The sequence below is a fragment of the Sphingomonas sp. genome (assembly GCF_035714405.1).
GTDB lineage: Bacteria > Pseudomonadota > Alphaproteobacteria > Sphingomonadales > Sphingomonadaceae > Sphingomonas.
This window is the reverse complement of sequence record NZ_DASTMA010000012.1, coordinates 25,369-50,056: the sequence shown is the minus strand read 5'-3', so window position 1 is coordinate 50,056 and position 24,688 is coordinate 25,369. Positions and strand designations below refer to the sequence as shown.

Sequence of the window (24,688 nt, the reverse complement as noted above, 5' to 3'; positions counted from 1 at the left end):
ATCGTCACGCGGCTCGGCACGCGCATCGCGAACGTCGAGGCGGTCGCGTGGCAGGACGATCGCGCAAAACCGATCGCCTCGGCGCGGATGAACTACCTCATCGTGCGGTGAGCTTGATCATCCGCCCCGCCGAGCCACGCTGCCCGTCCTCGAGCAGATAGATCGCGCCCTCGGGGCCTTGCTCCACCTCGCGGATGCGCGCGCCCATGTCCCACTGATCGCCCTTGCGCGCATTGGTGCCGTCGAGATCGACGCGCACGAGCGCCTGCGACGACAGTCCGCCGATGAACGCATCGCCCTTCCACTGCGGGAACATGGCGCCCGAATAGATCATCAGACCGCCGGGCGAGATCACCGGATTCCACCACACCATCGGGGGCTCGAAGCCGTCACCCGGCGCATGATCGGGGATGTCGCGGCCGTCATAATGGCTGCCGTTCGACGCCTTGGGCCAGCCGTAGTTCCGTCCCGGCTGGATCAGGTTCACTTCGTCGCCGCCCTTGGGACCCATCTCCTGTTCCCACAGATCGCCCGACGCGTCGAAGGCGATGCCGAGCAGGTTGCGATGGCCATAACTCCACACGGCTGGGTGGAAGCCCTTCGCGGCAAGCGGATTGCCCGGCGCCGGCTTGCCGTCGAGCGTCAGCCGCAGCACCTTGCCCAGCGTCGCCTTTGGGTCTTGCGCCGGATCGAACTTCTGCCGATCCCCGTTGGTGAAGAACAGGAAGCGGCGGTCGGGCGAAAAGGCGATCCGTCCCGAATAATGCCCGTCGCCCGCGACGAACGGCATCGCGCGGAACAGCGTCTCGACGTTGCCGAGCCGCTCGGCACCCGCCGCACCCGCTAAGGTGCCGCGCGCGAGCACGACACCATTGCCGCCTTGCCCCGCCTCCGACCAGCTCAGATAAACCCGCTTCGATGCCGCGAAGTCTGGTGCGAGCACGACGTCCATCAGCCCGCCCTGCCCCGCCGACGCCACCTTGAACGTGGCGATCGTCGCGCGGCTCTTGCCATCCGCAGACACGAGCAGCAGCCGCCCGTCCTTTTCGGTCACCAACATGCGGCGATCCGGCAGGAACGTCATCGCCCACGGTGAATCGAAGTCCGCGACTATCGTCTCGACGAACGGCTTGCCCCCCGACGCGGCGCCTTGCTGCCCGGCTTGCGGATCGGCGGAACAGGCGGTGGCGGCGAGCATGCTGGCCGCGAACAGGCTACGAAGGATCACGGTCACTCCCGACGACGATTGTGCCACCTATACCGCCCGACCGACCGCCTGGTTCCGCGCGTCAGTCCACCGGGCGCGCCGCATCGTTGGCCCACAGGCCCGGCGTCGCAAGTTCGAGCACGTGGCCATCGGGATCGTTGAAGTAGAGGCTGCGGCCACCCGCGGGCCAGGTCACCTCGTGCGTCACCGCCACGCCGCTGCCCGCCAGGTGATCGCGCCAGGCGTCATAGGCATCAGCGGCGATCGCGAACGCCATGTGCAGCGGGCCGCTGCCGTCATGCCCCGGGATGATGCCGCCCGGGATCGCGACATCGTCGCCCGATTGCCCGCGCGCGAACACCAGCAGCACGCCGCCATGCCCCGCATCGAACGCCGTCAGGCGATCGCTCGCGATCATCGCCGTCAGCCCGAGCACGTCGCGGAAGAAGCCGATCGAACGCGCCATGTCATCGACATAAAGCGCGGTCTCGAGCAGTCCCGATATGCGCGGCCGGCTCACCGCCCGACGGCGGTATAGGCGAAGCCCAGGCGCTCGGCCTCGGCGCGATCGTAGATGTTGCGCAGATCGACGAGCACCGGGGCGTTCATGATCTGCTTCAGCCGCACCAGATCGAGCGCGCGGAACGCGTCCCATTCGGTGACGATCGCGACCGCATCGGCCCCCGTCGCCGCCTCATACGGGTCGGCACAATAGATCAGCGATGCGGGCATCACCGCCTTGGCGGCCTCGGTGCCCTCGGGATCGAACGCCTTCACCGTCACGCCGGCATCGGTCAGCGTCTGGATCACCGCGATCGACGGCGCGTCGCGCATGTCGTCGGTGTTCGGCTTGAACGTCAGCCCCAGCACCGCGACGGTCTTGCCGCGCGGATCGTTGCCGAGCGCCGCGAGCACCTTGCGCCCCATCGCCCGCTTGCGCGCATCGTTCACCTTCACCACCGCCTCGACGACGCGCACCGGCGTGTCGTAATCCTCGGCGGTCTTGAGCAGCGCCAGCGTGTCCTTGGGAAAGCACGATCCGCCATAGCCCGGCCCGGCGTGCAGGAACTTGCGCCCGATGCGATTGTCGAGCCCGATGCCGCGGCTGACGTCCTGCACGTCCGCGCCGACCGCCTCGCACAGATCGGCGATCTCGTTGATGAAGGTGATCTTGGTCGCGAGGAACGCATTCGCGGCGTATTTGATCAGCTCCGACGTGCGCCGACCGACGAACAGTAGGGGGTTCTCATTGAGGTACAGCGGCCGATAGATCGCCCGCATCACCGCGCGCGCGCGCGGACCGCTGTTCGAATCCTCGGAACCGACGACGATGCGGTCGGGGTGTTTGAAGTCGCCGATCGCGGCGCCCTCGCGCAGGAATTCGGGGTTGGAGACGACGGCGGCATCCATGTCGGGCCGCCGCTCGCGCAGGAGCGCCTCCACCCGGTCGCCGGTCCCCACCGGCACCGTCGACTTGTTGACCACGACCGTCGGCCCGGTCAGCGCGTCCGCGATCTCCTCGGTCGCGGCGAAGACATAGGACAGGTCGGCATGGCCGTCCGCCCGCGTCGGCGTCCCCACCGCGATGAACACCGCGTCCGCGCCGTCCACCGCCGGCGCGAGGTCGGTCGTGAACGACAGCCGTCCGGCTGCGACGTTGGCGGCGACGAGCTGGTCGAGACCGGGCTCATAGATCGGCATCCGCCCCGCCTTCAGCGCGTCGATCTTGTCCGCGTCCTTGTCGACGCACACCACCTCGTGACCGAAATCCGAGAAACAGGCCCCGGAGACGAGCCCGACATAGCCCGACCCGATCATCGTGATGCGCATGGAAGGTGACAGTCCTATGGTACAAAGCGCCTCCCTTAACGGAGCCGGCCGCGATTGCCACACCGGGCGCGGTGGCGCGCCGGCACAACGGTACGAGTTTGGAACAGACACGGCGCACCCTGGGCTGCGGAGCATCAGGACGCTGCGAAGGCGTGAATGTGGGGGGTCAAAGGCCGGCGACGAAACGCTCCAGCGCAGCATTGACCTCGGCCGGCGCCTCCTGCTGCACCCAATGACCAGCGCCTTCGATCAGCGTCGTGCCGCGGAAATCGTCGCAGGCAGCACCTGCCGCCGCGAAGCTGTCATGGCCGGGCACGAAGCCGCGCACCGGGTCGAGCGTACCGGCGATGAAGCAGGCGGGCTGCTCGATGTGCCGCCCTTTCACAGCCTCGCGTGTCGCGAAATCCAGATCCTGCGCGCGGTAGCGGTTGAGCGGGCCATGCCAACCGCCCCGCGCAAACGCCTTGCGATAGGTTTCCATATCGGCCTCGCCCATCCACGCGGGATAGTGTTCCGGCGCGGCCATGCCGGTAAGGAACCGATCTTCGGGCCCCTTCGGAGCATAGGCTTGCACGCGCAGCCCCTCGCCCGAAATGCCCCAGAATATCTTGTCGAGCGTCAGCGGATCGTCGGAAAACTCGGCTTCCGCGACGCCGGGCTCCTGAAAGTAGAGCTGGTAGAAGAACCGGCCGGCATGCACCCGCCGCATCGCCTCCAGAAAGTTGACGTCGCCTGCGGGAATGTAGGGGACGCTCAGGCCGGCGACCGCCGCGACCTTGTCGGCATGCCTTAGAGCCGTGTTCCACACGATCGGCGCACCCCAGTCATGCCCGAACAGGATCGCCCGCCCGCCTAGCGCGTCGATCACCGCCGCGACGTCGCCGCACAGTTCGGCCATGGTGTAGGCGGCGATCTCGGCTGGCTTGTCGCTCTCGCCATAGCCGCGCACGTCGAGCGCCGCGATCCGCCGGCCGAGACGCGCGAAATGCGCGATCTGGTAGCGCCAGCTGTGGCTCAGCTCGGGCCAGCCATGCACACACAGGATCGGCAGACCGGCCGGGTCATGCGGCCCGTCGGCGATCACGCTCAGCGTCACGTTGCCGTTGCGAACTTCGAACCGTTCCATGCGCGTACTCCTATACCGCCGAGCATGGGCAAGCATACGCACTGAGACAAGGTCGAGCCGCTCTGCGCCCGCCGGAACGGTGCCGCGAGCAAGGGCTGGAAGCAGGGAGAGGGCCTAGGGATTGGCGCGTTCCGTTACCAGCTTCGCGAGCCGATCCGCACGTCGTCAGCCAGCTTCATGGCCAGCGACCGTGGGACGTAACCCCCGGCACGCCTGATCGCGTGAGCGGGAACCGCGTCGTCGAGCCGGTGCACGGTAGCGCGCCAACGGACCGGCAGGCGATGCGCATGCGTGTCCGGAGCGGGCGATGGGCGATACTCGGGCGTTGCGCCGGTCGCCTCGGCCACCGCGACCGCGCCGAAGCCGGGCGCATAGACGATGATGCGATCGCCCGCCCGATACTTCAGCAGCTTGTCCCGACCGGGCCCAGTGGGTTGGTTGCCATAGCCCACAGTGACAACTGCATCGGCGCGCTCCTCGTGCCAGATGCGATGCACCCGGTCGGTTCCGAAGCGCTTCGTGCTCTTGAGGATGTGCCAGTAACTCGCCACCGCGACGCCCCCATTTCCGCCTGATGCCCGCTCGTGCCACAAAGAAAAAGGGAGGCCGGTTGCCCGACCTCCCCTCTTCATCTCAGCCGAGAGGCTGTGACTTACTGGCCCGAACCCGGGCCGTAGGTCACTTCCACGCGGCGGTTCTGCACTTCGCGCACGCCATCGGCGGTGTCGACGCGCGGACGGCTCTCGCCGAACGCTTCGGTCGCGATCACCGTGTCGGGGATCGAACGCGAGGACAGGTAAGCCTTCACCGCATCGGCACGACGCTGCGAGAGACCGACGTTGTACGACGCGGAACCCGACTTGTCGGCGTGGCCTGCCAGCATGACCTGAGCGTTGCCGCAGGTCTGGTACTGGGTGACGGCGTTGTCGAGGATCGACGAAGCCTCAGGCGTGATGTCCGACTTGTCCCACTCGAAGAACACGATGAACGGTCCCGGCGAGCAGACTGCGGCCGGCGCAACCTCGACGGGCGGCGGCGGCGGCGGGGGGGGCGGAGGCGGCGGGGGCGGCGGTGCCGGCGGCTCCGGCGTGAAGAAGTTGTAGGTCAGGCCACCCAGGATGCTGTGCGACCGGAAACGCCCCTCGGAGGTGCGGTTCGTGACGTCGATCAGCTGGACGTTATCGGCGTTGAAGAAGCGATACTTCAGCGACACGTCGATATTGTCGGAGAGCGGCGCACGGACGCCCGCCAGACCCTGCCACGCAAAGACCGTGTCCGAGTCGTCGATGAAGTTGCCGTTGGTGTTCAGGCCATAATTGGCCTTGACCCGCGCCACGCCGACACCGCCGCCGACGAAGCCCTGGACACCATCGTCCGGACCGAAGTCGAGCAGGCCGTTCAGCATGAAGCTGAGCGCGCTGGTCTTGCCGCCGGCAAAGGCGAAGGAGTTCGCAGGAACGTTGGCGATCGCGCCACCGGCCGTGAACGCCGAGGTGCCCGTGGTCGAGCTGAAGCCCTCGACGACGGCGCGGCGATAGCTCACCTCCGTCTCGACGCGGAAGCCACCGAAGTCGTAGCCGATCTGGCCACCGACGTCCCAGCCATAGTCGTGATCGACCGTCGACGTCCCGGAGGTCGCGGCGGTGGTCCCGGTGATGTCATAGTCGATATCCTCGACGATCATCGCCCCACCTTCAACGCCCACGTACCACGACTTGTCGCGGGCGAGGGCAGGCGTGGCGAGGGCCGTGGAGGCTAGTGCCAGAATAGTGGCAAGCTTCCGCATGGTAATCCCCTTTCACAGTGTCATTTCTGACAGCGCAAACTCAGTACCGAATGGTTGGTTTCCGTGCAAGATGACATTGCCCGGCAACCGTTGTATTTGCGCCACAGGTTTATGCCTTAGGGGCCGACCCGTTAAAGGTCTCTGACCTGGATCAATTCGCGATCAGACCATGCGCCCGCATGGCGGTTAGAACCTGGTCGAGCACGGCGCGTACTTCCCCATCGACCACGGTGCCGCCGGTCGGCGCCGCGATCGCCGGCCGCTGGGCACCCACCACGCGGACGCCGCCGATCACCAGCTCCGCGCCCGCGATCCGTCCGGTTCGCCACGCGCCATCGGCATGGGTCGCGATGCAGCCGTCCGCCATGCTCCATACCTGCATCCCCTCCCGCGGCGCCGCGAACCGCCAGCCGCCCGCGGTCCATCCGGCCAGCGCGCCGGCCTGGCCCGACCACGCACCCGTCGGCGCCGCACCGACCACCCAGCATTGTCCCGGCGCGGCGTCGGCGGGCGGCACGTTCTGCGCCACCGCCACGACGTTCGCCTGGGTCAGCAGGTCGAGCCGCGCCAGCGCCTCGTTGTGCGTCATCTCCTTTTGCGCCTGTCCCACCTCCAGCAGCGGCAGCGCCCATCGACTCGTCTCGCTCATAAGCCCTCCACTTCGATCATCACCGTTGCCGATTCGCCATGCGTGCCGCGCTGCCGCACCATTACGACCACCGGCCCGGCCGACCGCTCGTCCGGGGTGACGCGGATGGTTGGCGCGGTGACCAGCACCTCGCGCGCGCCGACCGACACCCGATAGCCTTCGCTCTCCTCGGCGAGCGGCGCCTCGACCCGGTCGAGCCAGCGCCCGCCGGCCCGGCTCCGCCGTGTCCAGGTCACCGTCGCGCCGCCATCGTCCTCGGCCGTCCAGCGCAGGTGCACGGGCGGCGGCGGCAGCACGGACGCGCCGCTCACCGTCGCGACCGCGACCGGCGGGTCGTCCCCGTCGCCGATGCCGGCCGCCATCACCTGCACGTCTCCACCCAGCGCCGTCAGCGGCAAGTCGACCGTGCGCACCGTCGCGGCGGTGAGCAGCGCGAAGCGGTCGCCCGCCGCGCCGGCGGAGACCTGCGTCGCGCGTCGGCCGCGCCATAATCGGCTCAGCCGCCAGCGTGCCCCGCCCAGCGGCTCGGCACGCCCGAACTGGATCAGCTCGTTCCCCACCAAGGCCAGGTTCGCGCCGGCATTGAGCGCGGCCGCGGCCGCATCGCCCAGCGCCATGTCCGCGCGCGTCAACGCCACCACGATCATCCCGGCTTCGTCCACCAGCGTCGCCGTGGCCGCCGCGAACGGCGCCTCGATCGTGCCGATCACGGCCGGCGCGGCGGTCGCGCCGATCTCCGTCCAGGTCGCGCCGCCGTCGAGGCTGAGCAGCAGCGGTGCCGCACGCCACCCCGCCCCCTCGCCGCAGGCGACCACCGACAGGCGCGGCTGGGTCGGCACCCCATCATCGAGCCCCGGCAGCTCGACGGCGTGCAGCAGCGTCCGTCCCACCACCAGGTCCGGCTGCGGCAGCATCCGCCCGGAACTCGCGCTCGCCGCGAGCGCCGAAGCGGCCAGCGGCGACAGCGTCAGCGACGTCGCCATGCCCTCCAGCGCCACCGCGTCCACCCGCCAAGTCCCGGTCTCCCCCGCAACCGCGATCACCGCCCCCGGCGCGAGCGTCAGCGCCGCCAGGCCGACAGGCAAGGTCCGCCGCACCCGTGCCGCCTCCGCGCGCCCGAGCGCCGCCTCCGCGATCCCCTTCGCCATGCCCGCCGAGATCGCCGCCGGCACCTCCAGATGCGATGTCGTGCGGCCCGCGCCGGGGCGCCGCGCCCGCTGCAGGCCGGGCCTGCCAGTCACGCTGGGGATCATGGTGGCTGACCGTCACCACGCCCGGCGCGGCATCCGCCGCCGCGACCTCGCGCGACCCCTCGCGCCCATCCCGCTCGGCCACGGTTCCCGCAACCGCGCCATCGTCCCGCATCACCAGCCCGGCACCGGCAGGCGCGAACCACGCCCCACTCGCCGCCGCCAGCGTCTCCAGCACCGCCCCCACCGACCCTCCGCTCGCGGCGAAGCCGTCGAGCCGCAAGGCCGGCGCGCCCGTCACCTCATGCGCCAGGGTGGCCGCGATTGCCCCCACGCCGACCGGCTCGACATCGGCGATCACCTCGAAGGTCAGGCTCGGCAGCCGGTTGCCGAAGCTCTCCAACGCCATGTCCTCGAACACCGCATAGGCGAAGCCGCGATGCGCCGGCGTCAGCCCCACTCCCTCGGCCGACGCGATCAGCGGATCCGCCGCCTGGTCTTCCGCGCCGGTATGCAGCCGAAACCCGGTCTTGACCTTCCAGTCGCCCGCGGCGCCGCGGATCAACTGCCCGTCCGCCCACACCCGGCCGATGTCGAGCACAGCGCGCGCGGACAGCAGCACCGCAAAGGATGCGGAATAATTGTAATGGGTCACGCTCGGCTGCCCCTTGCCGGCACGAGTCGTCGAGCGGCCGATCAGGTCGGTCGACCAGATCACCGTGCCCGCCACCCGCATCCGCCCGAACAGCTGCGGGATCGCCGTCCCATAGGAGGAGGTCTGGATGCGCAGCTCGGTCAGCCGCGGTCCCTCGCGCCCCTTGGGCCTGAACAACACGCCATGATCGACGCTCTGTCCGACCAGCGCGCCCAGCGCCGCCCCCACCGGCCCGCCCAGCGCCCCGCCGACGGCGGTCAGTACCAGCGTCGCCATCAGCCCTCTCCCATCCGCCAAATGCCGAGGACCGGCCACGGCACGACCCCAGGCCGCACCACTACCCGCCGTAAACCCGCATCCGCATGGACCAGCCCCGCATCGGTCCGGATGCCGAGGTGCAGCTGCCCGGGGCCGGTGCGCATCAGCAACACGTCGCCCGCATGCGCGTCGTCGCTCCGCACCAGCACCCGGTCGAGCAACGCCGCTACCGCGCCCGCATCCCCGCCACGCAAGGCGTATCCCGTCGGCACCTCGCCCCTGAACCCGCCCGCCCGCAGCGCCCACGCCGCCAGCCCGACGCAATCGAGCCCGGTATCGGGCACCCGCCCGTGCAACCGGAACCGCGCGCCCACCGCCGCCAGCGCAGCGTCCGCGACGGCGCTCATGCGCCCGGATACCGCGTCAACAGGTCCAGCCCCGGCAGATATGGCTCGCCCCGGAAGTTCGCCGCATTGCCGAACCGCCCCGCGCACGTCGCCAGACTCTTGTCGCACCCCTCGATCAGCTCGACGAGCGTGCCGACCTCGACCGCGAACGCCGGCTCCGCCCGCAGCGTCAGCGTCATGCCGGAGGACGCCGCGATCCACCCCTCCAACCCGCCATTGGCCCCGCCGAACCACCGCAGCCGCCCGCCTGCATAAGCGCCGGGGGCGAGCACCGCGTCGACCGTCATCACCCGCTGTGTGCAAGCGACCACCCGCGCGAACACCCGCCGCCCCGCCATCGCCACCCGGCAGCGCCGGTCGCCCAGTTCGGCCCGGCACTCGGGTGAGGTCTCCTCCACTACCGGCCGCGCCAGGCTCGCGCTCGCCCCCTGCAGCTCGGCGGTGAACGCGCCGCCCTTGACCGACACCGCCCCGATCCGCCCCTCGCCCAGCTCCACCCGGTCCGGAAAGTCTTGGGGCCCGCCCGTCCAGTCCACCGCGAACAGGGTGACGCGCGCGCCGTCCCAGCGACCCGCGAGCAGGTCCGCCTCGCCGATCGCCGCACTCGCCAGCGCGCCGGCGACATCCATCGTGTCCGCCTCCAGCCCCAGCCCGCGCCGGATCGCCGACGGCGCCATCCCCGGCGCCGCGCGATGCAGCAGCCCGTCGATCAGCAGGTCGCGGTCATGCCCGGTCAACCCGATCGTCACCCCATCGCGCCGCTCCACCCGCCAGCACAAGGCGAGCGTCGTCAGCTCGTCCGACAACATGTCCATAACTTCTCCCCCCCGCTTGCGGGAGGGGACGGGGGAGGGCATGTCACCCCTCCAACATCCCCTCCCCTAGCCCCTCCCGCGAGCGGACCTATTCCCGCACCTCCACCAGCGGCACCGACACCGCCTCCCCCGCCGCCCAGGTCGCCAGACTCACCTCCAGCCGATCCTCAGCGAACCGCACCGGCACGTCGAACGCAAAGCCCGCCCGCACCATCGCGCCCGCCGCCGGCGCGACATCGAACACCACGAACCCGCCCGGTTCGACCACGAATGCAGCCGTCGTCGCTCCATCGACCGTGAGCGAGACACTCCCGGCCACCGGCCGCGTGATCCGCCGCGCCGTCTCGCCGTAGTGCTTTACCAGTGCGTAGCGCCGCCTCACCCCGTCCCCGGTCCCGAGCACGACGTTCGCAGCCGACGAATCGAACGGATCGCGCAAGCGGAACCCCCGCGCCGGCCCCATCCTCGCCCGAAAGAACCCCAGCAGCGCCGCGATGTCCGCCTCCGACCGCACGCCTGGCCCGACATCATAACTGGTCCGCGCCGCCGCCCAGTTCGCCTGCCGCTGCTCCGCCCCGCCGCTGCCTGCGATCACCGCCGTCGAGAAGGCCGGCGCCACCGCCGCCTCGCGCCCCAGCGCCAGCGGAAACAGCACATCGTCGAATGCCTGCACGTCGCTCTCTCCTTCCCAATATACAAAGCCGTCGCGCAGCACCTGCGGCAGCGCCCACAGGAACACCGCCGCCACCCCGCGCGCCCGCGCCGCTTGCGCGGCCGCAACGATCGCGTCCCACTGCCCCGCGTCCTCGGGCCGCAGCACGAACCCGCTCAGATAATGCTGGTCCGCCACCGGATAGCCGAGCCGCGCCTGAACCGCCGCCACGCCCGCGCGCGTCGCCGCCGTGTCACCGGCGGTCACCCAGTCATAATCCTCCAGCTGCAGCACATCGAACGCCGGCCCAGAGTCACTTTGGGCCCACCCCACCGGCATGTTCGCCCGCCGCAGCTCCGGCGCGGCGCGGTCGAGCACTGTCGGCAGATACGCCAGCAGGTGCGTCACGCATCCGGGCGCAGCGGCCTTTGCTGCCGCCGCCAGCGCCGCGGTCGAGCCCGCCAAACACGCGCCCGCCGCATCCAGCGTCGCTTTCTGCGCGGTGTTCAGGCTCGCCCGCACGCTCGGGATCGCCACCGGCGCGAACGCCGCCACCGCCGCGTCATCGTAAAGACACGGCCGCAAGCTTCCGTCCGGGGCGGGCATCGTCCACCACCACGGCTCTCCGACCTGGAACTTCGGCTCCAGCCCGGCCGCGAGCGCGATCGCCATGAACGCCGCCGCGACTGTCCGCAGATATGCCATCGCCTCGGCGTTCGCCGGCGACAGCAAGGTCGAGGGCGGCACCCACCCGGTCAGTGCCGGCGATCCATCCGCCGCCCGCTGCTTCCACGCTTCGGGGCAATGCGCGTCGAACAGCTCATAGCTGAGCGACCAGATCACCCCGTAGCCGAGCACTCCGGCCTTCGCGGCAAAATCCGCATGCCACGCTGCGCAGGCCACGTTCAGCACCCCGCCGGCGGCGGTCGCCAGCCCTGCGGAGAGCCGGAAATAATGGCTCATCCCGACATAATGGTTGATCGTCCCGCGATAGCCGAGCTGCAGCGCGTTGCGCAGCAACCGCGCCGGCGTCAGGTGATAGCTGTCGTCATAGCCGCTCGCGATCTGCAGCCCATGCGGCGGCACCACCACGTCGCCGATCGCCAGCACCGCGCCGGGTCCGTCGCAGACCAGCCCGGACAGCTCCACCCAGCCTTGCGCCGGCGCGGGCAGATCGGCCGTGCTCGCCGCGACGTAACCGGGCGGCACCAGCGACACGAACATCCGGTCGACATCGCCCATCCACACCGGCGCGCCGCCCGGCTCGAAGCCGCCGCGCACCGCCGCGAAGTCGAACGCGACCAGCGCGTCCTCGCCGGTGCCGGCGGCGTAATTCCACAACCGCACATAGGCGGTGAACGCCGCGCCGCCCGCGTCGCGCCCCTCGATCGTCAACACCGGTCCATCGACCGCGTCGAGCGCCACCACGCCCCCCGACCGCCAGCGGAAGCGTAGCCGGCATCCCCGGAAGTCGCGGCTGGTCTCGTACGCCAGCAGCGGGTGATCGAACCGGTCCGCCGCCTCCCAGATCAACCCGACCAGGTCGCCCTCGCGATAGAACACCGCATCCACCCGCAACCCGTCCCCCGCGCCGGTGACGACCGAAGCCATCGCCGGCCGCGGAAAGTTCACCGTCCAGAACCGCGGATCGAACCGTGTGATGAAGTCCGACGCCTGCTCGCGCCGCTCGGACGCCAACCAATGTGGCATAGTGAGATCCTCCCCTGCAAGGGGAGGGGGACCGCCGCGCATCGCGCGCTGGAGGGGTGTCACCATCAATGTGGCGCCCCTCCAGCCGGTTACACCCCTCCGACCGGCTGCGCCGGCCACCTCCCCTTGCAGGGGAGGATTTGATTGCGGAACCTCGGCTGCGCCTACCCCTCGAGCGCTGCCCGTACCGCCCGGGCCACCTGCCGGCTCGACTGCCGCATCGCCGCGCGCCGCACGCGAGCAGCGCAGCTGGTCTCGAGGCGGCGAAGGCCGGCCGGGCTCGGCGCAGCCGAGCTTCGACGTCACGGGATTTACTCCCGTGACCGCCCTTGCCTACCCCTCCAGCGCTGCCCGCACCGCCCGCGCGACCTGCCGGCTCGACTGCCGCATCGCCTCCGCCCCCTCGCCCGGCCGCGCATTCACCGTGATGCTCACCCGCACATCGCGCGCGCCACCCGCAACGCCGGCCTCCACCCGCCCGGCGGACGCCGGCACGAACAGCTCGGGCCCGCGCTCGCCGACCAGATAGGGCCGCCCGCCGACCACCGGTCCGCCCGTCGCCCGCCCCGGCAACCCGCCGATCAGTCCCGCAAGCGTCCCCAGCAACCCCCCGCCGCCGGTCACCGATTGCAGCCCGCTCTTCAGCGCCGCCGCCGCGATCGCGTCGAGCGACCGCAACGCCGTCGCCTTGAGGTCGTCGAACCCCAGCTTGCCCGATCTGACCGCGCGCAACAGCGACCCTTCGATCGCCCGCCCCGCCCGGTTCGCGCCCGCGCCCAGCGTTCCTTCCAGGCTCGCCCGCATCGCCGCCACGTCGCTGGCGAAGCCGCGCGTATCCAGCCGCACGCCCGCGACCAGCCGATCCACCTCATCCACAGCACTTCTCCAATTCTCCGAGCAACGACCGCGTCACCGGCGCTTCTTCCCGCGGCGCCAGCACATCGACGACACACCGCAGCTCCGCCGGCGTCGCCCGCCAGAACTGATCCGGCGCCCAGCCCAGCACGACGGCGCAGAAGCCGGCGAGCCGGATGGCGGCACTGCCAAAATCCTCCCCTGCAAGGGGAGGGGGACCATTCGCCCACTTGGGCGGATGGTGGAGGGGTATCCCCTCCTCGATAGCGTGACACCCCTCCGTCCCGCGGCCAGGGCCGCGCGCCACCTCCCCCTCCGGGGGAGGATTCAAGGCGGACACCTACCGCCCCGTCAAAATCTGCTGCAGCAACACCCGCAGCACCGGCATCGCCGCGCTCAGCCCCGCGTCGGCCACCGCCTCGCCCAGCCCTTCGCGGGTCAGCCCACCCGGACCATCGCGCAGGCGATGCCAGAACAGCACCACCATCTCCGCCAACGCCAGCCGCCCGTCCACCGCCCGCTCCACCAGCGCGAACAGCGGCCCCAGCTCCTGCTCGGCCGCGACCAACGCCTGGAACGACGGCCGCAGCACCAGCACCTCACCCGCCACCCGCAACGCAGCCTCGCCGCGCAGTTCATTTGCTTGGGTCATATGACTTCTCCTTCCCTTCTCCCCTCGCGGGAGAAGGTGGCTCGGCAATGCCGAGACGGATGAGGGGGCGGCCGCAAGGCGGCCGTGCGTGCGGTGCAAGCAACCCCTCATCCTTCCGCCGGCTGCGGCGGTTCCGCCCTCTCCCACAAGGGGAGAGGGGACTAGGCCGCCACCACCTGCCCGGAACTCTCCAGCGACAGCGTGTACGTCCGCTCCCCGTTGAAATCGCCGGCATAGTCCAGCCGCGTCACTAGGAAGCGCCCGGTCATCGTCTCGCCCCCTTCGAAGCTCAGCCGGTAATCGTCGAGCACGCCACTGAGCGCACTCGCCCTCACCCGCGCTTCCGCCGCCGAGCCGGTGAACACGCCCGCCCCCGACACGCTCACCGAACGCACGCCCGCGCCCGACAACAGCTGCCGCCAGCCGCCCGAATCCTTGGTGGTCACCACCACCGCCTCGCCATTGACCGACAGCTGCGTGGTCCTGAGCCCCGCTACCGTCGCGAACACCGGCGTCACCGCGCCATCGCCGACCTTCAACAAGAAGGCCGAACCCTTTTCGATTGCCATGATGTGTCTCCTGATTTGATCCTCCCCGTTCACGGGGAGGGGGTGTGCAGGCGAGATCGTGTCCCCCGGACACGATCTTGGCCGTCCGGGGGACGGCCAAAGCCTGCGCACTCGCCCACTTGGGCGAGGGGTGGAGGGGCCGGGCCGCGAAGGCAGTTATGGGAGTACATCCCATGACGACGGGCGGGTTCGTTTCACGACCCGCCGCCCGGCCTTGCTGAGTCCGCGGCTAGCTTGCGCTAGTCACGGCTCGGCTACGGCCCGAAACATCCGCACCGACCACTCGCTGCGCGCCGTCCAACCCTCCTTCGTCCGCGTGAGCCGGCTCCGCGCCAGCGCCAATCCGCCGATCCGCCACCCCTCGCCGATCTCGGTCGGCAGCAGCGCGATCAGCTCGTCCGCGAACGCCACCATCCCGCGCAACGGCAGCGGCCGCTCGCCATCGTCGTGAAAGCTGATCGCCAGCATCCCCGTCCGACCCTGCACCCCCGCCGCGTTCTCCGACTTGAGCACCGGCTCCTCGATCACCGCATAGGGCAGGCCCGCGCGCACCGGCGGCGCGTCGAACACCACCAGCGGCTGCAATTCCTCGTGCCGCAGCTCGGCCAGCACCGCTTCGACCAACGCCGAACCCGCGCTCATCGCACTGCCGTCATGAGCTTCATCCGCCGGAACGGCCGCCACAGCGCCGCTACCGCCGCCGGCGGCTGCGCGATCCCGTCGCGGTGCTCGAACAGATGCGCGACCAGCATCACCAGCCCTTGCGCCACCGGCATCGGCACCGCCGCCCAGTCCGCCGCCAGCCCGGCCGTATAATCCACCGCCACCCGGCCCGCGCCGCCCGCATCGGCGACCTGCAACCAGCCGTCGCCGTCCGCGTCGATGTCGATCGCGTAAGCATCGACCGCGAGCACGAACGGCGCGGCGGCGACCGGCAGCGCCGTCACCCCGGCGATCGCGGTCACCGGCCGCGCCCGCAGCCGCTGCCAGCCACCCGTCGCCGGCAGCACGTCCTCGTGCAGCCGCCGCACCACCGCCACCCCGCAAAACGCCTCCGCCAACCCGAATGCCGCGGCCGCCGCCCGCGTCAGCAGCGCCGCCTCGACGCCTCCTTGCAGACGCAAATACTCCCGCGCCGCGACGACCAGCTCGGCCACCACGGACGCCGGCACCGCCGACTGAGCCATATATTGTCCTTCTCAAATCCTCCCCCGCAGGGGGAGGGGACCGCCGGCCCGCTTGGGCCGGTGGTGGAGGGGGGCGGCCGCCCCGTCAGACGGGACGGGCTATGCCCGCCCGCTGCCCGGGGCGGCCGTGTCCTCGATTAGCCGTGCTAATCGAGGCACTCTCCGCTCATGAAATTCAGCTCGCGCTGAACTTCATGAGCTTCACCGCTTCCCCATTCACCACGCACCCGCCGATCCGCTTGGTCGCATAGAACCCGACGAACGGCTTGTTCGAGTACGGGTCGCGCAGGATCGCCGTCTCGCTGCGCTCCGCGATCAGATAGCCGAGCCGGAAATTGCCAAACGCGATCGCCAGCGCGTTCGCCGCAATGTCGGGCATGTCCTCGGCTTCCACCACCGGATAGCCGAGCAGCGTCGCCGGCTGCCCCGCCAACAGCCCCGGCTGCCAGATGAAAGCGCCGTCGCTGGTCTTGAACTTGCGCAGCCGCGCCACTGTCGCGGCGTTCATCACGAAGGCCGCCCCCTGCCGGTACGGCGCGCGCAGCGACTGCACCAGGTCGATCAGCCGCTCCTGCGGGTTCGCCGCGAAGTCCCCCGCCGCCCCGCTCGGCAGATATTGCAGCGCCCCGAACGCCCGCGCCGCATCTCCCGCCGCGCTCACCGGATTGGTGAGGAACCCCTTGGGCCGGTTCACCCCGGAGCCGTTGACGAACGCCGCCCCCTCGGCGCGAGCGAACTCGGTCGCGATCTCGTCCGCCAGCCACGCCTCGACGTCGAACGCCGCGTCGTCCAGCATCGCCTGACTGGCGCTCGGGTTGGCATAGAGCTCGCCACTCGGCGGCGCGACCTCCGCGAACACCGGCGTCGCCGTCCCCGGCCGGGCGTCGGTCTCCGCCGCCCAGCCCGACGGCGTGCCGCCGGTGGTCACCAGCTTGCGATAGCCGGCCGACCCCACCTTCACCACCTGCGCGATGCGCCGGATCGGCGAGATGGACGCCAACATCCGGTCGATCGCCGCATCGATCTCGCGCGGCACCGCATAGCCGCCCGCGTCCCCCGTCACGCCGGTAAACGCCTTCAACTCCAGCGTCTGCCCGGTCCTGACGAACCCCTGGAACGCAGACGCGCGCTCCCCTTCCGATGCTCCCGCGAGCACCGGCCTGTCGATCACATCCATGGTCTTCTCCTGCTGAAATCCTCCCCGCTCACGGGGAGGGGGACCATTCGGCCAGTTGGCCGAATGGTGGAGGGGGCTCACCGCGAGCCCCGAACTCAGTAAACCGCCTCTACCCGCGCACCCGGCTGCATCGGGATCGCCACCAGGCTCACCTCCACGAGCTCGGCCGCCAGGATCTCGCGCCGCGCGCCCTGCCGCGTCCGCGTCGCGCGGAACCCGACGGACAGTCCGTCGCCTAGGCGAACGCAGTCCGCCGCACCCTCGACATGCAAGCCCTCCGCGTCCTCGCGCACAGTGACGGTGCCGATCGCCGGCCCACGATGATCGCGCAGCAGCGCCACCTTGCCGGCCGCGAAAGCCCCGCGCCGGAACACGTCGCCTGCCCGGTCCACCCGGTCGAACAGCGCCGCATGGCCGCTGAAGCCGCTCACTTGATCCACTCCCCGAAGCCCAGCCGCACCGCCAGCACGGCGAGCAGCAACGCGAACACGATCCGCAGCACCCAGGCGATGGCCGCCTTCCACGCCGACCGTTTCGCGTCCCGCCACGCCCGCAACAGCTCGCGCAGCTCCGCCAGGTCCGCCGACGCGCCGGCATCGGTGAGCCCCAGCCGGCTCAGCGCCCGTGTCGCGCCCAGCTCCCCCGCCTCCTCCGCGATCGCGCGCAGCGTCACCAGGTCGGCTCCACGCTCAGCCCCCTGCGCCAGCAATTGCGCCAACACCGTCCCGCTCATGACCCATCCTCCTCAAAGCCGAGCATCGCCCGCTTCTCCGCACGCGTGATGAAGTCCGCCGCCGTGACGCTCGCCCACAGCGCGGCGCGGTCGTCGGCCAGCGCGGGCACGCCATCCAGATCGACCCGCAGCCACGGATCCGGGAACCACCCGCTTAAGCCCTGTGCCAGCCCGTCGAGCACCGCGCCCGCGAGCGGCAGCACCGCCAGCCGCCACAACGCCCGGTTCGCCTCGCGATAATTGGCATGCGTCGAGTCGCCGGGCAGCCCCAGCAGCATCGGCGGCACACCGAAGGCGAGCGCGATCTCCCGCGCCGCCGCCGCCTTCAGCCCGACAAAGTCCATATCGGCAGGCGTCAGCGACAGCGGCTGCCAACGCAACCCGCCTTCCAGCAGCATCGGCCGCCCCGCCTGCGCCGCGCCCGCGAACCCCTGTTCCATCTCGCTGCGCAGCCGCGCGAACTGCTCCGGCGACAGCGCCGACCCGTCGCCGGGCTCGTACACCAGCGCGCCGGACGGCCTTGCCGCATTGTCGAGCAGCGCCTTGTTCCAGACGCCCGCCGCATTGTGCACCGCGATCGCGTTCGCCGCCCCGCCCAGGCAGCCCAGCCCATAATGGTCGTCGAGCGGATGAAAGCCGCGCAGGTGGATCACATCGGGCCGCGGCCCGTCCGCCGCCAGCCGCGCCACCCGTCCACCGACGGTGTAGCGGTACGCCGCCGGCCACCCGCCCGCATCCGCCTCCACGCTCACCCGCTCCGGCCGCAAGGGGTACAAGGCGGCCGGGTCGTCCTCGGGCGAACGCAGCACCTGGACGAAAGCATTGCCATGCAGCTGCAACTGCGCCGCGACGCTCTCCAGCAACCCCGCGCCTCCCGTTCGCCCCTGCACCAGCGCCAGCAACGCCGGCGAGGACGCCTCCAGCGGCGCGCCCCCGACCGCTTCGGCCACCAGCCGCACCGCCCGCTGCGCGATCGCGTTCCCGCAATAGCCGCTGCGCACCTGCGCCTCGTACGAAGGCGGCCACTCCCCCACGCTCACCGCGCCGGCACGCGACCCAGATGTGGAGAGGGCCGGCCGCGACGCCTCGCGCCGCCACCCGAAAAGTTTCATGTGATTGTCCTTTCATACCCTCTCCCGCTTGCGGGAGAGGGACAGGCGCCGTCAGGCGCCAGGGTGAGGGCCGGCGCGACGGACAATCCGTACAGCCAGCCCGTCAGACGGGTCGGCTATGCCGCCCGCTGCCCGGGCCGGCCGAGTCCTCGGCCAGCTTGCGCTGCCCGAGGCTCTACATCGCGCGCACTTGCGCCCGCTTTGCCGGCCGCAGCAACAGCTCCGTCACCGCCCACACCAGCGCATCCGCGCGATCCGGCGAGCGGCTCGGCCCCGCATAGACGCCGCCGACCACCATCCCACACAGCTCGTCCTCCAGTGCGCCGAACCCCGAACCATCAGGCCCGCGCACATGCTTCACCCGCCCGCGCTCATATTCCGCCGCCACCGGCTCCGCGCGCGCCAGCTTGCCGCGGCTGGCACGGACGAGCCGCACCGGCAGCGTTCCTTCGGCCCCGCGCAGCACGGTCTCGACCATGTCGCCGCCCTGGTTCGCCTCCGCGATCACCCGGTCCGCGCCATGCCGGCCCGCGCACGCCGCCACCGCGCGCGCCCAGCCGTCCGGGGACAGTCCGGCGACGCTGGCATCCTCCAGCACATAGGCGACACCGTCGGCCAGCCCCACCGCGACGATTCCGCACGCGTCGCCTCCGGCGCTCGCCGGCGGATCGACCCCGACCACCACGCGCGTCAGCACCGGCACCGTATCGACCGATGCCGCGTCGAGCATCGCCCGTGTCCACAATGCACCTTCGCGATCCTGGATCAGCTCGCCATCCAGCTCCTGCCGTCCGAGCGCGGTGCCGGCGTACAGCCCCTCCATCGCCTCCCGGAAGCTCACCGCCAGATGCGGATTGTCTCGCGTGCGGCCGCCGGTCACCACCGCGTCGCGCAGGCTCAGGACGTGGCGCACCAGCGGCACGGGGAGCGGTGTCGTCGTCACCACGGTCCTGGGCGCCGTGCCCAGCCGCAATCCCAGTTCCAGATTGCGCCAGGCGGCCTCGCCATAACGCCATTTGGCCAGTTCGTCGCACCAGGCCACGTCGTGCTGCGGTCCGCGCAGGCTTTCGGGCGCCTCGGCGGAGTAGATATAGGCCTTGGCGTCGGACGCAAAGGTGATCTCGTTGCGGTCACGCACCCACCGAACGGGTTCGTGGCCGTGCGCCACCGCCAGGATGCCGCTGTCGCCCTCCACCATGACGCGTCGCACTTCGCTCAGCGTCGCGCCGACCAGCGCGATCCGAGCGCCGGGACGAGCCCGCGCCACCGCGCTGACCCACTCGGCGCCCGCGCGCGTCTTGCCGAAACCGCGCCCGGCCATCATCATCCACACCCGCCACGCACCCGGCGGCGGCATCTGGCCCGGCAGCGCCCACATCCCCCACATCTCGTCCAGGCCACGGCGCTCCACATGGGTTAGCCGCGACAGGAGCGTCGCCCGCGCGTCGGCGTCGAGCGCCACCAGCTTTTCCAGCAAATGGCACGAATCAATCGCGCTCACCGCTCGCCCTCGCTCTGCCGCTTCCCCTCGATCTGCCGCTTCTCCTCGATCTGCTGCTTCCCCTCGACTTGCCGCTTCAGCGCGTCGAGCTTGCGGTTGACCGAGGCGAGTACCGTCTGCGCATCGGGTTGCTTCAGCCGGGTCGGCACCCGTCTGCCCTGAGGGTCGGCCCGCCGGCGCTGGTCCAGCATTCGGAGCGCCAGGTTCTCGTCGAAGGGCCGCGGTGCGTCGCCCGCGTCCTCTTCGCCGTCGCCGAGTGAACTGCCGGGCGCGCGCCGCACGAGCTCGCACTCGAGGTTGACATAGCCCTGCTGCAGCGCTTCTTCCCATCGCTCGGCGAACTCAGGGTCGTTCGCGCGTGCCGTATAGGTCCAGCTCAGGCCGACTCCGGCGGTTTCGCACGCCAGCCTGACGTTGCACGTCGCCGCCAATGTCGCCAGAAAGCGTTCGCGACGAACCCGCGTGACCCCGCTCGGCCCGCGCGGCTTGCCCTTCTTGTCCTTCCCGTTCGAGCCCATTCTACCCCCCTCTCGCTTGACCGGCGCGCGCGGCGCTGCTGCCGGCGAAGCCATCGCCACCCCGCCGCGCCCACCGCCTTGATCCCTGAACACCCAGACGGGCCGACGCCGAGCCCATCGCCCGACGCCGACCCGTCCCTCGCGCCGCCCCAGCCGCGCGTCCGCCGAAGCAGCGTCGCGCGTCACCCCCCGGGCACCCCTCCCGGCAAGCGACCCGCCCGACTCACAATTCTTCAGCGTTCCTGATATGTGCCACAACAGCGTGACGCTGTCAAGCCATTTTATCCGATCTGGTTCGTGATAAGTTGGAGCAGCCGGCGTTCAGCCGCCGCTTCCGGTCCAGATCGTCTTCCACCCGGCACTGGTCAGCGCCAGGCAGGCGGAGGGATCGCGCACCGCCAGCATCTCGCGTTGCGGCCGCAGCGCGCGGCCCAGCGAGGCGATCCAGGTCAGCTCCAGCCGCACCGTCTCGCCGGCGACCGCGAGGCGCGACGGCGCGCGCTCCTGCAGGTCGCCATAGACATATTGCACCGACCCGCCCTCGCTCTCGGCCCCGCTCTCGGCCCCGCCGATCGGCGCCATCAACGCCACCGGCGTGACCGTGATCGCCTGCCCGCAATCGGGGTGCCGCGCGATCCGCGACGGGGTTCCCTTGCTCGCCATTCCTCCACGACGGCGTGTGCGCGGCGACGCGGAAGCCGGACCGCATCAGCACACCGTCCACCCGCGCGATGAACTGCTCGGACGTCGGCGCGGCGTTGCCGGCGAACTTGAACGCGGCCCCACCCAGGATCAGCGTGACGAACAGCCCGCGTTGCGCCCAGATCCTCACGCCACGCTCAGGCCCGGTCGGCGGCCCAGCGCGCGCCAACGCTGCAGGCACTGACCGTGACCACCGTCAACACCAGGCCGAAGATCGTCGAGCCCTCCCCTTCGTGCCAGTAGACGAAGCCCTCCAGCGACCGCGCCGTGAACACCAGCCGAGCGGTGTTCAGCGCAATGATGCCGACGCAGATCGCCGCCAGCGCCAGCGAGGCACGCCGCGACCAGCGGCCGGTGTCGAGCGCGTACAGGCTTACGAAGCAGAGGATGGTATAGGACAGATTGGAGAAGGACGAACACGCCATGTACACCGTCACCCCGACATCGCCGGGCGGCTTCAGGATGTTGTCCGACCAGGTCGTGCCCGGCACGACCAGCTGCATCAGCATGCCCGCCGCGGCGGTATCGAGCCGGAGGAGCACGTCGCCGGCGAGCACGGGGATCGCGGTGCCGAGCAGCCGCTGAAGGCCGATCGCGACGAACACCGCGCCGGCACGGCGCTGTCCCTCCGACCAGCCGCCGCCGAACAGGATCAGCAGCCCCAACGGCGCCAGCGCGATCACCCCCGACCGCCCCGGACCCAGCAGCGCGCACCCCGCCAGCACGGCGACCGCGCCGATCTGAAATCCGGTCGCGGCGGCGCCGCGCTCGGGATCGCGCAGGATCAGCAGCAGCGCGCAGCCCCAGGCGATCAGCTCGATGGCGTTGAACACGCCTGCGATCTGGGCGGGCGCCGCCCACCACAGCTTGGCGACCGAGCTCAGCGACACCGCCGCGAACATCGCCACCGCCCAGCACAGCAGCTCGCGGGTGGAGAGCATCCTCGCCGCCGCCCGGCCTTCGCGGGGCATCACCGCCTCGCTCACGGGGTCTCGCCCATCCGCACGTCCGCCTTGCGCCGCAGCGCCGCCAGCGCGGTGCGGAGCTGCGCCTCCTGCTTCGCCGCGATCGCCGCGTCGCGCGCCGCCGCCAGTTGCGCAGGGAGCGGCGCGGCGGCGGATTGTCGGCCGGTCACCACCCCCATCAGCACGGTGGCGCCCATCGGCAGGCGGAACAGCCGCCCGGACTCGAACCGCGCCATCTGCCGCGCGATCTCCGGCGGCAGCGTGGCGCTGTCGAAGCGCCGCTCGCGGCGCTCGAACGGCAGGCGCACCCGGTCCAACGTCGACGCCACGTCCTTGAGTGAGTCGGCATTGTCGAGCAACCCCTCGGGCAACCCGCGCGCGCCGACCTCGATCGCGTCGACCACCAGGATCTGGCGGCCGGCGAAGCGCAACGGATTGGCGGCCATGTAACGCCGCGCCTCGGCCACGCTCGCCGGCGCCGGCCGCCCGACCAGCCGCTGCGCCATCACGCTCGCCGTCACCATCTCGCCCGCGCGCTGTACCGCGGCGCGCAGCACCGGGTCGCGCTCGATCTCCGCCGCGCGCGCCGCGCCGACCAGCAGCCGGCGGTCGATCACCTGCGCCAGCAGCGTCTTGCGCGTGGCGGCGTCGATCGCGTCGGCGGGCAGGCCGGCACTCCGCGCCTCCGCCTGCAGGTCGTCCTCGGTAACCGGCACACTATCGATCACCCAGCACCGGCCCGGTCACGGCCGGCGGCGCGAACAGCACCGGGCGCGCCAGCAGCGCCGCCGCGACCAGCACCGCGATCACGGCCAGGTGCCACCAGCGCACAGCGCTCAGCCACGGCATCCGTCGCACCAGCCGCGCGCGCGGCGTCTTGGCGCGGACGCGCAGGTACACCCCGTCGTCGGACGGCGGAGGACCGAACACCCGCCCCTGCATCAGCCGCCCGATCATCAGGCGAAGGTGACGGTCACCTGGGGGGCCGCCAGCCCTGCCGGAAAGCGCGGCAGGGCGGCCATGAACCTCGCGCGCGGACCCGCACCGATCTTGTGCCGCCGCACCCGCATCGCTGCCAGCGCGCCGAACGCGGCGATCGCGGGCACCAACCCGCCGCCGGCCAGCGGCCCTGGCGCGCCTGGGCCCTGGGCGATGACCACCTGATCGAACGACGACCCATTCGACGCCGGTGCGAAGAAGAACGTCCCGGTCTTGAAGGTCGGGTTGCCTTCCGAGCCGGTGTACAGCTGCCCCTTGGGTGAGAGGAAGTTGAAGAAGGTCTCGGCATCAGCGCCGTCGCCCAGTCCGAACGACACGCTGCTGTTGCTGTCCTGGATGTCGGCGTTGTTGAAGTACAGCGTCTGCACCGAGGCCGGGGTTCCGCCCGATGTCGCGTTGGTCGCGGTGGTCGAGAAGTAATAGCCTTCGAAAACATCGGCGGTCGGCACCGGGTCGGCGACCAGGAACCGCAGCGTCGGCCGCTGGCCGGTAAAGGTGAAGCTATAGGGCTCGGCCGCCGCCCCGGTCGCGCCAAGCGCCAACGCCAGCGCCGCGCCCATTCCGATCACGCGCATCCGCCGCGCGGCCAGCGACCGCTTCATCCCGCTCATCACGACCCCCGTCTGCGGCCCACCCCGCCCCCGCGGCGATAGAGAAAGGCGTAAGCGAGTCAACGGCTTGCCGATCATGGCCGGAATGATCGCCGCCGGCGGAGGACGGGGCCGCTCCTGCTTGCCTGTTTCTGTCAGCCGCCCGAGAAAGCTCCTCCGGGCTTGCGCATGCGCGCCATCATCAGCGCCGCGCCCGCCGCCAGCGCGGAGAGCAAGCCCATCCCGACCTCGGGTGCCGGCACACCGGGTCCGCCGACACCCACCGCCGACACCCTGAAGCCGCTCGGCGCGCCACTGGTCGGGTCACCCGTTAAGCCGTTGGTGTAGAGGAAGCTGAGGGTATAGCTCTGCCCCGGGGTCGTGCCGATATCCTGGGCCAGGCCGTCATATCTTCCCACGGTCACGCCGTAGAAGTTCAGGTCGTTGACGCCGTTGGCTCCCGGGCCCTGACCTGCGCGGCTGGGGGACGAGCCTGGCGTATAGGACCAGGTCTCGGCAAGCAGGTTCTGGCCGCCGTTCAGCCCGAAGAAACTGTTGCGGGAAATTTCTTCCGACGGTTGTTGATAGCCGGCAAAGACGATCCGCGTGATCGTGGTGGTCGGCGTATAGGTGAACACATACGGCGTGTCCCGTTGCGCCGGCGCGTCCTTCAGGTCCAACAGCACCTGCGCCGCCGCCGGCGTCGCCCCCAGCGCCACCGCCAGCGCCGCGCCAACCCCGACCACGCGCAACCGCGCCGCCACCGACCCATTCCTGCTCATCACGACCCCCCGTTCGCGGCCCCTCCCGCTAGCCTGCAGCGCCTAGGGTAAGAGGCCGGAG

At 70.9% G+C, this 24,688-nt stretch carries 29 protein-coding genes and 2 pseudogenes; 1 reads left to right on the top strand and 30 read right to left on the bottom strand.

The window, feature by feature from the left end:
* Positions 1-111: pseudogene (locus VFQ64_RS04850) on the top strand (PaaI family thioesterase); the annotation flags it as partial.
* Here the strand turns inward: VFQ64_RS04850 and VFQ64_RS04845 are convergent.
* From VFQ64_RS04845 to VFQ64_RS04700, 30 genes and pseudogenes are all read right to left on the bottom strand, one after another.
* Complete coding sequence (locus VFQ64_RS04845) at positions 98-1,225, bottom strand: PQQ-dependent sugar dehydrogenase (RefSeq protein ID WP_414712865.1); 1,128 nt, start codon at positions 1,223-1,225, stop codon at positions 98-100. The pseudogene VFQ64_RS04850 and the gene VFQ64_RS04845 sit on opposite strands and share 14 nt — an antisense overlap.
* 64 nt (positions 1,226-1,289) lie before the next feature.
* Positions 1,290-1,727, bottom strand: coding sequence for a VOC family protein (locus VFQ64_RS04840; protein WP_325102167.1), 438 nt, complete (start codon positions 1,725-1,727; stop codon positions 1,290-1,292).
* On the bottom strand, positions 1,724-3,037 hold the full coding sequence (locus VFQ64_RS04835) for a UDP-glucose/GDP-mannose dehydrogenase family protein (protein ID WP_325102166.1): 1,314 nt from the start codon (positions 3,035-3,037) through the stop codon (positions 1,724-1,726). Before VFQ64_RS04835 ends, VFQ64_RS04840 begins: the two co-directional genes overlap by 4 nt.
* Before the next feature lie 166 nt (positions 3,038-3,203).
* On the bottom strand, positions 3,204-4,163 hold the full coding sequence (locus tag VFQ64_RS04830) for an alpha/beta hydrolase (RefSeq protein ID WP_325102165.1): 960 nt from the start codon (positions 4,161-4,163) through the stop codon (positions 3,204-3,206).
* A 134-nt stretch (positions 4,164-4,297) separates the two neighbouring features.
* Complete coding sequence (locus VFQ64_RS04825) at positions 4,298-4,714, bottom strand: hypothetical protein (RefSeq protein WP_325102164.1); 417 nt, start codon at positions 4,712-4,714, stop codon at positions 4,298-4,300.
* Between the two features lie 101 nt (positions 4,715-4,815).
* Positions 4,816-5,949, bottom strand: coding sequence for an OmpA family protein (locus tag VFQ64_RS04820; RefSeq protein WP_325102163.1), 1,134 nt, complete (start codon positions 5,947-5,949; stop codon positions 4,816-4,818).
* Between the two features lie 151 nt (positions 5,950-6,100).
* On the bottom strand, positions 6,101-6,598 hold the full coding sequence (locus VFQ64_RS04815) for a DUF2793 domain-containing protein (protein ID WP_325102162.1): 498 nt from the start codon (positions 6,596-6,598) through the stop codon (positions 6,101-6,103).
* Positions 6,595-7,512, bottom strand: a complete 918-nt coding sequence (locus VFQ64_RS04810; protein ID WP_325102171.1) for a phage tail baseplate protein — start codon at positions 7,510-7,512, stop codon at positions 6,595-6,597. Before VFQ64_RS04810 ends, VFQ64_RS04815 begins: the two co-directional genes overlap by 4 nt.
* A 141-nt stretch (positions 7,513-7,653) precedes the next feature.
* A pseudogene (locus VFQ64_RS04805) lies at positions 7,654-7,851 on the bottom strand (phage tail protein); the annotation flags it as partial.
* 867 nt (positions 7,852-8,718) lie between these two features.
* Positions 8,719-9,108, bottom strand: a complete 390-nt coding sequence (locus VFQ64_RS04800; protein ID WP_325102161.1) for a peptidoglycan endopeptidase — start codon at positions 9,106-9,108, stop codon at positions 8,719-8,721.
* Positions 9,105-9,923, bottom strand: coding sequence for a DUF2163 domain-containing protein (locus tag VFQ64_RS04795; RefSeq protein WP_325102160.1), 819 nt, complete (start codon positions 9,921-9,923; stop codon positions 9,105-9,107). Before VFQ64_RS04795 ends, VFQ64_RS04800 begins: the two co-directional genes overlap by 4 nt.
* A gap of 88 nt (positions 9,924-10,011) precedes the next feature.
* Positions 10,012-12,285 carry a DUF2460 domain-containing protein gene (locus VFQ64_RS04790; RefSeq protein WP_325102159.1) on the bottom strand — a complete coding sequence of 758 codons (2,274 nt, stop codon included), beginning with the start codon at positions 12,283-12,285 and terminating at the stop codon, positions 10,012-10,014.
* A gap of 333 nt (positions 12,286-12,618) precedes the next feature.
* Complete coding sequence (locus tag VFQ64_RS04785; RefSeq protein WP_325102158.1) at positions 12,619-13,161, bottom strand: tail tape measure protein; 543 nt, start codon at positions 13,159-13,161, stop codon at positions 12,619-12,621.
* Entirely contained in the window at positions 13,154-13,447 is a 294-nt protein-coding gene (locus VFQ64_RS15585) for a phage tail assembly chaperone (RefSeq protein ID WP_414712864.1), read from the bottom strand. Before VFQ64_RS15585 ends, VFQ64_RS04785 begins: the two co-directional genes overlap by 8 nt.
* Before the next feature lie 33 nt (positions 13,448-13,480).
* The gene (locus tag VFQ64_RS04775) at positions 13,481-13,792 is read right to left on the bottom strand and encodes a gene transfer agent family protein (protein ID WP_325102157.1); all 312 of its coding nucleotides are present in this window, start codon (positions 13,790-13,792) and stop codon (positions 13,481-13,483) included.
* Positions 13,793-13,953: 161 nt separating this feature from the next.
* Entirely contained in the window at positions 13,954-14,361 is a 408-nt protein-coding gene (locus VFQ64_RS04770; RefSeq protein WP_325102156.1) for a phage major tail protein, TP901-1 family, read from the bottom strand.
* A 243-nt stretch (positions 14,362-14,604) separates the two neighbouring features.
* Positions 14,605-15,003, bottom strand: a complete 399-nt coding sequence (locus VFQ64_RS04765) for a hypothetical protein (protein ID WP_325102155.1) — start codon at positions 15,001-15,003, stop codon at positions 14,605-14,607.
* Entirely contained in the window at positions 15,000-15,548 is a 549-nt protein-coding gene (locus tag VFQ64_RS04760; protein ID WP_325102154.1) for a head-tail connector protein, read from the bottom strand. Before VFQ64_RS04760 ends, VFQ64_RS04765 begins: the two co-directional genes overlap by 4 nt.
* Before the next feature lie 175 nt (positions 15,549-15,723).
* The gene (locus VFQ64_RS04755; protein ID WP_325102153.1) at positions 15,724-16,725 is read right to left on the bottom strand and encodes a phage major capsid protein; all 1,002 of its coding nucleotides are present in this window, start codon (positions 16,723-16,725) and stop codon (positions 15,724-15,726) included.
* 95 nt (positions 16,726-16,820) lie between these two features.
* Positions 16,821-17,156 carry an HK97 family phage prohead protease gene (locus VFQ64_RS04750; RefSeq protein ID WP_325102152.1) on the bottom strand — a complete coding sequence of 112 codons (336 nt, stop codon included), beginning with the start codon at positions 17,154-17,156 and terminating at the stop codon, positions 16,821-16,823.
* On the bottom strand, positions 17,153-17,458 hold the full coding sequence (locus VFQ64_RS04745; RefSeq protein WP_325102151.1) for a DUF6127 family protein: 306 nt from the start codon (positions 17,456-17,458) through the stop codon (positions 17,153-17,155). Before VFQ64_RS04745 ends, VFQ64_RS04750 begins: the two co-directional genes overlap by 4 nt.
* Positions 17,455-18,570, bottom strand: coding sequence for a phage portal protein (locus VFQ64_RS04740; RefSeq protein WP_325102150.1), 1,116 nt, complete (start codon positions 18,568-18,570; stop codon positions 17,455-17,457). Before VFQ64_RS04740 ends, VFQ64_RS04745 begins: the two co-directional genes overlap by 4 nt.
* 175 nt (positions 18,571-18,745) lie before the next feature.
* The gene (locus VFQ64_RS04735) at positions 18,746-20,071 is read right to left on the bottom strand and encodes a DNA-packaging protein (protein WP_414712863.1); all 1,326 of its coding nucleotides are present in this window, start codon (positions 20,069-20,071) and stop codon (positions 18,746-18,748) included.
* Complete coding sequence (locus tag VFQ64_RS04730) at positions 20,068-20,589, bottom strand: hypothetical protein (protein ID WP_325102149.1); 522 nt, start codon at positions 20,587-20,589, stop codon at positions 20,068-20,070. Before VFQ64_RS04730 ends, VFQ64_RS04735 begins: the two co-directional genes overlap by 4 nt.
* A 321-nt stretch (positions 20,590-20,910) precedes the next feature.
* Positions 20,911-21,252 (bottom strand): hypothetical protein, encoded by a 342-nt coding sequence (locus VFQ64_RS04725; RefSeq protein WP_325102148.1) that lies wholly within the window; start codon positions 21,250-21,252, stop codon positions 20,911-20,913.
* A gap of 176 nt (positions 21,253-21,428) precedes the next feature.
* A complete protein-coding gene (locus VFQ64_RS04720) occupies positions 21,429-22,262 on the bottom strand; it encodes an archaeosortase/exosortase family protein (RefSeq protein WP_325102147.1) in 834 nt (277 codons plus the stop codon).
* An 11-nt stretch (positions 22,263-22,273) separates the two neighbouring features.
* Positions 22,274-22,984, bottom strand: a complete 711-nt coding sequence (locus VFQ64_RS04715; RefSeq protein WP_325102146.1) for a hypothetical protein — start codon at positions 22,982-22,984, stop codon at positions 22,274-22,276.
* On the bottom strand, positions 22,974-23,213 hold the full coding sequence (locus VFQ64_RS04710) for a hypothetical protein (protein WP_325102145.1): 240 nt from the start codon (positions 23,211-23,213) through the stop codon (positions 22,974-22,976). Before VFQ64_RS04710 ends, VFQ64_RS04715 begins: the two co-directional genes overlap by 11 nt.
* Positions 23,213-23,866 (bottom strand): hypothetical protein, encoded by a 654-nt coding sequence (locus tag VFQ64_RS04705; protein WP_325102144.1) that lies wholly within the window; start codon positions 23,864-23,866, stop codon positions 23,213-23,215. The genes VFQ64_RS04710 and VFQ64_RS04705 overlap by 1 nt, the downstream gene beginning before the upstream one ends.
* Before the next feature lie 134 nt (positions 23,867-24,000).
* Positions 24,001-24,627: a hypothetical protein gene (locus VFQ64_RS04700; protein ID WP_325102143.1), complete on the bottom strand. Its 627-nt coding sequence runs from the start codon at positions 24,625-24,627 to the stop codon at positions 24,001-24,003.
* Positions 24,628-24,688 lie beyond the last annotated feature (61 nt).